The sequence below is a fragment of the Sphingomonas sp. P4_G3 genome (genome assembly GCF_056401105.1).
Window position 1 is genome coordinate 1 of sequence record NZ_JBFUJZ010000019.1, and the last position, 6,935, is coordinate 6,935.

8 protein-coding genes are annotated in these 6,935 nt (G+C 65.1%); 7 read left to right on the forward strand and 1 reads right to left on the reverse strand.

Translation table 11 applies throughout. From position 1 onward, the window contains the following. The first annotated feature begins 191 nt into the window (after positions 1 to 191). On the forward strand, positions 192 to 674 hold the full coding sequence (locus AC1DQQ_RS22255; RefSeq protein ID WP_478046818.1) for a rhodanese-like domain-containing protein: 483 nt from the start codon (positions 192 to 194) through the stop codon (positions 672 to 674). A gap of 43 nt (positions 675 to 717) precedes the next feature. Here AC1DQQ_RS22255 and AC1DQQ_RS22260 read toward each other — a convergent pair whose 3' ends face one another. Continuing rightward, complete coding sequence (locus AC1DQQ_RS22260) at positions 718 to 1,356, reverse strand: hypothetical protein (RefSeq protein WP_478046819.1); 639 nt, start codon at positions 1,354 to 1,356, stop codon at positions 718 to 720. Between the two features lie 109 nt (positions 1,357 to 1,465). Between AC1DQQ_RS22260 and purL the strand changes: the two genes are divergently transcribed. From purL to bfr, 6 genes are all read left to right on the forward strand, one after another. After that, entirely contained in the window at positions 1,466 to 3,682 is a 2,217-nt protein-coding gene (gene purL, locus AC1DQQ_RS22265) for a phosphoribosylformylglycinamidine synthase subunit PurL (protein ID WP_478046820.1), read from the forward strand. A gap of 82 nt (positions 3,683 to 3,764) precedes the next feature. Further along, positions 3,765 to 4,211, forward strand: a complete 447-nt coding sequence (locus AC1DQQ_RS22270) for a hypothetical protein (RefSeq protein ID WP_478046821.1) — start codon at positions 3,765 to 3,767, stop codon at positions 4,209 to 4,211. A 16-nt stretch (positions 4,212 to 4,227) separates the two neighbouring features. Continuing rightward, positions 4,228 to 4,665 (forward strand): hypothetical protein, encoded by a 438-nt coding sequence (locus AC1DQQ_RS22275; RefSeq protein ID WP_478046822.1) that lies wholly within the window; start codon positions 4,228 to 4,230, stop codon positions 4,663 to 4,665. Then, positions 4,662 to 5,945 (forward strand): DUF418 domain-containing protein, encoded by a 1,284-nt coding sequence (locus tag AC1DQQ_RS22280; RefSeq protein ID WP_478046823.1) that lies wholly within the window; start codon positions 4,662 to 4,664, stop codon positions 5,943 to 5,945. The genes AC1DQQ_RS22275 and AC1DQQ_RS22280 overlap by 4 nt, the downstream gene beginning before the upstream one ends. Positions 5,946 to 6,008: 63 nt before the next feature. Then, the gene (locus AC1DQQ_RS22285; protein WP_066812205.1) at positions 6,009 to 6,179 is read left to right on the forward strand and encodes a (2Fe-2S)-binding protein; all 171 of its coding nucleotides are present in this window, start codon (positions 6,009 to 6,011) and stop codon (positions 6,177 to 6,179) included. A gap of 104 nt (positions 6,180 to 6,283) precedes the next feature. Continuing rightward, positions 6,284 to 6,772 (forward strand): bacterioferritin, encoded by a 489-nt coding sequence (gene bfr, locus AC1DQQ_RS22290; RefSeq protein ID WP_478028843.1) that lies wholly within the window; start codon positions 6,284 to 6,286, stop codon positions 6,770 to 6,772. Positions 6,773 to 6,935: the final 163 nt, after the last annotated feature.

Consider the following 6,935-nt stretch of genomic DNA (forward strand, 5'->3'; position numbering starts at 1 on the left):
ACATCGGGTCGGATCGTCCCCCGGACGATCCTTGAGCATGCGGGGCATGCTCAACCCGATGTTCTTTCGCTGGGGTGACGAGAGGATTCCGCGGGGATGACGCCAGGAATATGAGCTCCCCAACCTAGGCGTTCAGGCTCTATATAGGCGATCGCGCGCACGTTTCGGACATATAGTCAGGGAGGGAAGCCATGACGCCGCTGTTGCTCGCCGCATTCCTGTTCGCTGCCGACGGTCCGCCGCCGGTCAATCGGCAGATCGACTATCCGGGATTCCAGCGGCTTGCCGCGCGCGTCGCGCCGGAACGCGCAAAACGCCGCGTCACGCTGGCGCGCTTCAGGCAAATGGCCGCGACGGGGGAAGCGATCATTCTCGACGCGCGATCGGCCGATGCGTTCGCGCAGGGGCATATCGCCGGGGCGATCAACCTGCCGCTGACCGATTTCACCGCGCCGGCGCTGGCCGCGGTCCTGCCCGACCGCGATCGGCCAGTGCTGATCTACTGCAACAACAATTTCTCGAACGACCGGCCACCCGTGATGCTCAAGTCGGCGGCGGTGTCGCTCAACATCCAGACCTATATCAACCTCGCCGCTTACGGATATCGCGCCGTCTACGAACTCGGCGAGACAGTCGATTTCGACGACCCGAAGGTGGGCTGGGTAAAAGGCTGACGCCGGGCGCGTGCGGCCGGTTGGCCACGCGCGCCCGCGATCATCAGTTCGAGCGAGTCGTAACGGTCGTCTTGGTCTTGACCGTCGCCGGCGCCGCCTTGCGCACGACGTGGCGCCTCGTCACCACACGTTTGCGCGTGGCCGCCCTGGTGACGACCTTGGGAGCCGGAGAGACCGTCTCGGTCGTAACCGTCGTGCTGGTCGGCGTGGGCGGCGGCGGCGGCGCGGCGATGATTACCGGGGCTGGTGGCGGCGCGTTGCGCGCTGCAGCGGCTGCGGCCTCCGCCGCGGCGGCGCGAGCATTGGCGTCCGAGGCCGATCGCGCGGCGTCGGCTGCCGCTGCGTCGGCTGCCTGCTTGTCGTCGCGGGCGCGGTTGAGCTTGGCGCGCTGCGCCTCGCCAAGTGCCTGGTCGGCAAGCGTCGACGCGCGATTGGCGTCGGCGATCGCGTCGGTCTTCTTGTCGCGCGCCAGATCCTCCTGCGCGGTACGCAATGCTCCTTGCGCCTCGGCGAGCAGCCGCGGCACTTCACCTGCGGCGCCGACCTTGCTGGCGGCATCGACCTTGGCCTGGGCGGCGGCGACCGCCTCTTGCGCGCGGTCCTTCTTGCCCTGCGCCAATGCGGGCGACGCGGCAATGAGTGCGGCCCCCGATACGCACGCGAATATGGTTGGGAAACGCATGTCACTCTCCTGTTCATGGAACTGCCGCACAACGATCGTTACGCAGGGGATGTTCCGTAACGGTCTCAACGGGTGACGGATGCGATCGGGCCCGCTAAGGGCGTGCGGCATGACCGGAATCACGCCCGAAATCGTCGCCGAACACGGCCTGTCGCCCGAGGAATATGAGCGCGTCCTCCACGCCATGGGACGCGAACCAAACCTGACCGAACTGGGCATCTTTTCGGTCATGTGGTCCGAACATTGTTCGTACAAATCGTCGCGTATCCATTTGAAAAAGCTGCCGACCACGGCGCCGTGGGTGATCTGCGGACCGGGTGAGAACGCCGGCGTGATCGACATCGGCGACGGCCAGGCCGCGATCTTCAAGATGGAGAGCCACAACCATCCGTCTTACATCGAGCCCTATCAGGGCGCGGCGACCGGAGTCGGCGGCATCCTGCGCGACGTGTTCACGATGGGCGCGCGCCCGGTCGCCAACCTCAACGCGTTGCGCTTCGGGCGTCCCGATCATCCCAAGATGCGCCACCTGATCGCCGGCGTGGTCCACGGCATCGGCGGTTACGGCAATTGCGTCGGCGTGCCGACCGTGGGTGGCGAGGTCAATTTCCACGCCGCCTATGACGGCAATATCCTGGTCAACGCGATGACCGTCGGCGTCGCCGAGACCGCCAAGATCTTCTATTCGGCAGCCTCGGGCATCGGCAATTCGATCGTCTATGTCGGGTCGAAGACCGGGCGCGACGGCATCCACGGCGCCACCATGGCGTCGGCCGATTTCTCCGAGGATTCGGAGGAGAAGCGCCCGACGGTACAGGTCGGCGACCCGTTCACCGAAAAATTGCTGATCGAAGCGTGCCTGGAATTGATGGCGTCCGACGCGATCGTCGCGATTCAGGATATGGGCGCGGCCGGCCTGACCTCGTCGTCGGTCGAGATGGCATCGAAGGGCGGCGTCGGGATCGAACTCGACATGAACGCGGTGCCGTGCCGCGAGACCGGCATGACGCCCTATGAGATGATGCTGTCGGAGAGCCAGGAGCGGATGCTCATGGTGCTCAAGCCCGGCCGCGAGCCTGAGGCGGAGGCGATTTTCCGCAAGTGGCAGCTCGATTTCGCGATCATCGGAACGGTGACAGATACCGGCCGCATGGTGTTGACATTCAACGGCGAAACGGTGTGCGATATCCCGCTCGGGCCGCTCGCCGACGACGCACCGGCCTATGATCGGCCATTCGTGCGCACCACGCCCCCGGCGGATCTGACCGATGAGCCCGAATGCGGCGACCTGACCGGCGATCTGCTCAAACTGATGGCGTCGCCCGACATCGCCAGCCGCCGCTGGATCTGGGAGCAATATGACCACATGGTCGGCGCCGACACCGTCCAGCGCCCCGGCGGCGACGCCGCGGTTGTCCGCGTCCATGGCACGTCCAAGGGCCTGGCGATCACCACCGACTGCACCCCGCGCTACTGCCTGGCCGATCCGTTCGAGGGCGGAAAGCAGGCGATTGCCGAGGCTTATCGTAATATCTGCGCAGTCGGTGCGAAGCCGCTGGCAACCACCGATTGCATGAATTTCGGCAATCCGCAGCGGCCCGAGATCATGGGGCAGTTCGTCGGCGCGATCGAGGGCATGGCGGAAGCCTGCACCGCGCTCGACTTCCCGATCGTGAGCGGCAACGTGTCGCTCTACAACGAGACCAAGAATGACGATGGCAGCGGGTCGGCGATCCTGCCCACGCCGGCGATCGGCGGCGTCGGCCTGCTGCAGGATTACACCAAGAGCGCGACGATCGCGTTCAAGCACACCGGCGACGCGATCCTGGCGGTCGGCGAGCGCGGCGGTCATCTCGGCCAGTCGATCTGGCTGCGCGAGGTCCATGGTCGCGAGGATGGCCCCCCGCCCCCGGTCGACCTCAAGGCCGAGCGCCGCACCGGCGATTTCATCCGTTCGGCGATCGAACGCGGGCTGATCAGCGCGTGCCATGACGTCTCCGACGGCGGCATGGCGGTCGCGCTGGCCGAAATGGCGCTGGCGAGCGGCATCGGCGCGATGATCAACGAGGCGCAGCCGTTCGGCGTGGCGGGATCGTTCTTCGGCGAGGATCAGGGTCTCTATCTGGTCACCGTGCCCGACGAAGCGCTGGCCGAATTCCTGGCCGATGCCGCAGCAGGCGACGTTCCCGCCGATCCGATCGGAAGGACGATCAAGGACCGGCTGATCTTCGAACTCGACGAAGGCGATTGGTGCGTCAGCATCGCCGACCTGCGCGCCGCGCATGAAGGCTTTTTCCCTGCGCTGATGGGCGACACCATCGTTTGATAGGGCGCCTGATCGGGCGCCCAATCCGCGCCGGCCGCGTCGGGCTGTTGTAGTACGGCAGGTTGGTGATAGCGTCGGCGTCATGGCATCGCTCGACGCACCGTCTTCGCGCCCCAAGGCGGCCCCAGCGGGCTATTCGGGAACCCCGCTGGCGAAGAAGCTGTCGCTCGCGCCAGGCATGCGTGCCTGGTTCCATGCCATGCCCGACAGCGTCCACGCGGAGATCGATCCCGCGGCGATCGGCGTCGTCGAGGTCGATGCTCCGGTTCCGGGCCTCGACGCCGCGCATCTGTTCGTCACCGACCGCGCCGAGCTGGAACGGCTGATTGTCCAGCTGCGCGCCACGATCGCCCCAGCCGGGCAGATCTGGGTGTCGTGGCCGAAAAAGGCATCCAAGGTCCCGACCGACGTCACCGAGGACGTTATCCGCGCCGTCGCGTTGCCGATCGGGCTGGTCGATGTGAAGGTCTGCGCGGTCGACGCAATCTGGTCGGGGCTCAAATTGGTGATACGCCGCGAATTGCGGTGAAGCGGGGAGAGGAACGATGGAAGGAACCGGTCGCAAGATCCTGTTGGCGACGTTGGTCGCGGGCACGCTCGATATCCTGTCGGCGTGCGTCTACACGCTGATCGCCGGGCGTGCGCCGATCAACATGCTCAAGGGGCTGGCCAGCGCCATCCTGGGCAATGATGCGGTCAAAGGCGGGATCGGCGTGGCGCTGGTCGGGCTGCTGCTGCACTTCGCGATCATGGCGGTGATGGCGGCGTTCTTCGTCATCGCGGCAAGCCGCCTGCCATTGCTCAAGGCTCGCTGGCTGCTCGCGGGCATCGCCTATGGCGTCGGGTTGTGGGCGGTGATGAACCTGATCGTGTTGCCGCTGCGCTTTGGCGCGCATCCGTTCACGGCGCTGGGCCTGGCCGAGCAGTTCTTCAGCCATATCGTTCTGGTGGGCATCCCGATCGCCTGGTTCGCGCGACGGTGATCCACCCACCGGCGAGCGACGGCGCGGCCGTGCCGCAACGGCTGCGCACGCTCGACGCGGTGCGCGGAGTGGCGGTGATGGGCATTCTGCTGCTCAACATCATCGACTTCGCGATGCCCGGTTACGCCGCGATCGACCCCAGCTTCTATGGGGGATCGACCGGCGCCAATTGGTGGGAATGGGCGATCGCTTACGCGATCGGCGACGGCAAGTTCCGCGGCCTGTTCACGATGATGTTCGGCGCCTCGACCATGCTGATCGCCGACCGCGCGCTGCTGAGCGGCCAGCGGCCCGCGGTGGTGCATTATGCGCGGATGGCGACCTTGTTCGTGTTCGGCATGGTCCACGCGTATCTGATCTGGGCGGGCGACATCCTGGTGCTCTACGCGCTGACGGGGATGATCGCGTTCGTCGGCTGGCGCGTGCGGCCGCGGATGCTGGTGACGATCGGCATGCTGCTGCTGGCGTTCAAGCTGGCGGACGGATTGGTCGCTTATCAGCACCTGGAAAGCGCGCGCGTGGCGTCGATCCAGCCGACTCCCGATCCGGCCCTGGCCGCCGACTGGCGCGCATTCCGACAGCAATCCGATCCGCAGCGCGACGCGATTGCGCGCGAACTGGCGGGCTATCGCGGATCCTATGGCGACGCGTTCAAGGTGCGCGCGCGAACCGCGATCTTCTTCCAGACGATCGTCAACCGCATCGCCTTCATCGATACGCTCGCGCTGATGCTGATCGGCATGGCGCTGTTCCGCTGGGGATTCTTTTCCGGTGCCTGGTCGCGGCGCGCTTATTGGCTGACGGCCGCCGCCGTGCCGCTCGCCTGGGCGGCCTATATCCCTCTCATCGGCTGGCTCGATGCGACGCATTGGGCGCCACTGACGATGATCGCGACCGAGGCGATCCAGCTGAGCTTGCTGCGGCCCTGGCTCAGCCTGGGCTACGCCGCCTTAGTCATCCTGTTCGTGCAATCGGGACGCCTGCCCTGGCTGGCGGATCGCTTCGCCGCCACGGGAAGGATGGCGTTTTCCAATTATCTCGGCACCTCGATCGTCTGCACGTTGATCTTCAACGGCTATGGCCTGGGCTGGTACGGCTATCTGCAGCGCTGGCAGTGCCTGATCGTCGTCGCCGGGATGTGGCTGCTGATGCTCGCCTGGTCGAAGCCATGGCTCGACCGATTCGCTTATGGTCCGTTCGAATGGCTGTGGCGCAGTGCCGCGCGTGGGCAATGGCAACCGTTCCGGCGCACGAGGCAAGTTGCAAACGTGTCGCAATAGTATTGCGAATCGATCTCACTATCGCTAACTCGATGGCAACGAGCGCGAGGGATAATCGGTTTCATGATGGTGTGCGTGTGCAATGCGATCCGCGAACGCGAAGTGCGCGAGGCCGCGCGCAACGGATCGATGACCGCGTGCCAAGCCTATCGCTCGCTCGGCCGCCAGCCCAAATGCGGCCAGTGCGTGCCGTTCGCGCGATCCATTATCGATGACGAGCGCGCTGCTGCGTAGCGTTCGCAACAGAGGAAAACCGCAGAAATCCGCCATTTTTTGGACTGTTTTGCCCGACCTTCCGGGGCTATGATGCCGGCTGAAAAGCAACGAAGGGCATCACCATGAAGGGCGATCCGCAGGTCATCGACTTCCTCAACACCGCGCTCAAGAACGAACTGACCGCGATCAACCAATATTGGCTGCATTATCGCCTGCTCGACCATTGGGGCGTGCAGAAGCTCGCCGAGTTCGAGCGCCACGAATCGATCGACGAGATGAAGCATGCCGACTGGCTGTCGGAGCGCATCCTGTTCCTCGACGGCCTGCCCAACTTTCAATTGCTCGGGCGGCTACGCATCGGCGAGACGGTCGAAGAGGTGTTGAAGTCGGACCTCGAGCTCGAGATGGAAGCGCTGCCGCTGCTGCGCGACGCGATCGAACATTGCGAGAAAGTCCGCGACTATGTCAGCCGCGACCTGTTCCGTCGCATCCTCGACAGCGAGGAAGAACATGTCGACACGCTCGAGCGCCAGTTCGACATGATCGAGCGGATGGGGCTGGAGAATTACATCCAGCTCAACGCGAAATCAGCGGAAGACAGCGAAAGCTGAGCGGGACACAGGACGGGCTTCTTAATCCGTCATCCCGGCCTTGTGCCGGGATCCACTGTGCAGATTAGAGTCTTTTTCAGCTTTGCTGAATCGGTGCCGGCCCWCTCCCCCACCCGRCCTCCCATAGAATACCCTGATTGGGAGGTCGGGTGGGGGAGAGGGC

Bases quoted from the DNA above. Each gene is read 5' to 3' on its own strand.
- bfr (WP_478028843.1), top strand. From the start codon at position 6,284: ATGAAGGGCGATCCGCAGGTCATCGACTTCCTCAACACCGCGCTCAAG.
- purL (WP_478046820.1), top strand. From the start codon at position 1,466: ATGACCGGAATCACGCCCGAAATCGTCGCCGAACACGGCCTGTCGCCC.
- AC1DQQ_RS22285 (WP_066812205.1), top strand. From the start codon at position 6,009: ATGATGGTGTGCGTGTGCAATGCGATCCGCGAACGCGAAGTGCGCGAG.
- AC1DQQ_RS22260 (WP_478046819.1), bottom strand. From the start codon at position 1,356: ATGCGTTTCCCAACCATATTCGCGTGCGTATCGGGGGCCGCACTCATT.
- AC1DQQ_RS22270 (WP_478046821.1), top strand. From the start codon at position 3,765: ATGGCATCGCTCGACGCACCGTCTTCGCGCCCCAAGGCGGCCCCAGCG.
- AC1DQQ_RS22255 (WP_478046818.1), top strand. From the start codon at position 192: ATGACGCCGCTGTTGCTCGCCGCATTCCTGTTCGCTGCCGACGGTCCG.
- AC1DQQ_RS22275 (WP_478046822.1), top strand. From the start codon at position 4,228: ATGGAAGGAACCGGTCGCAAGATCCTGTTGGCGACGTTGGTCGCGGGC.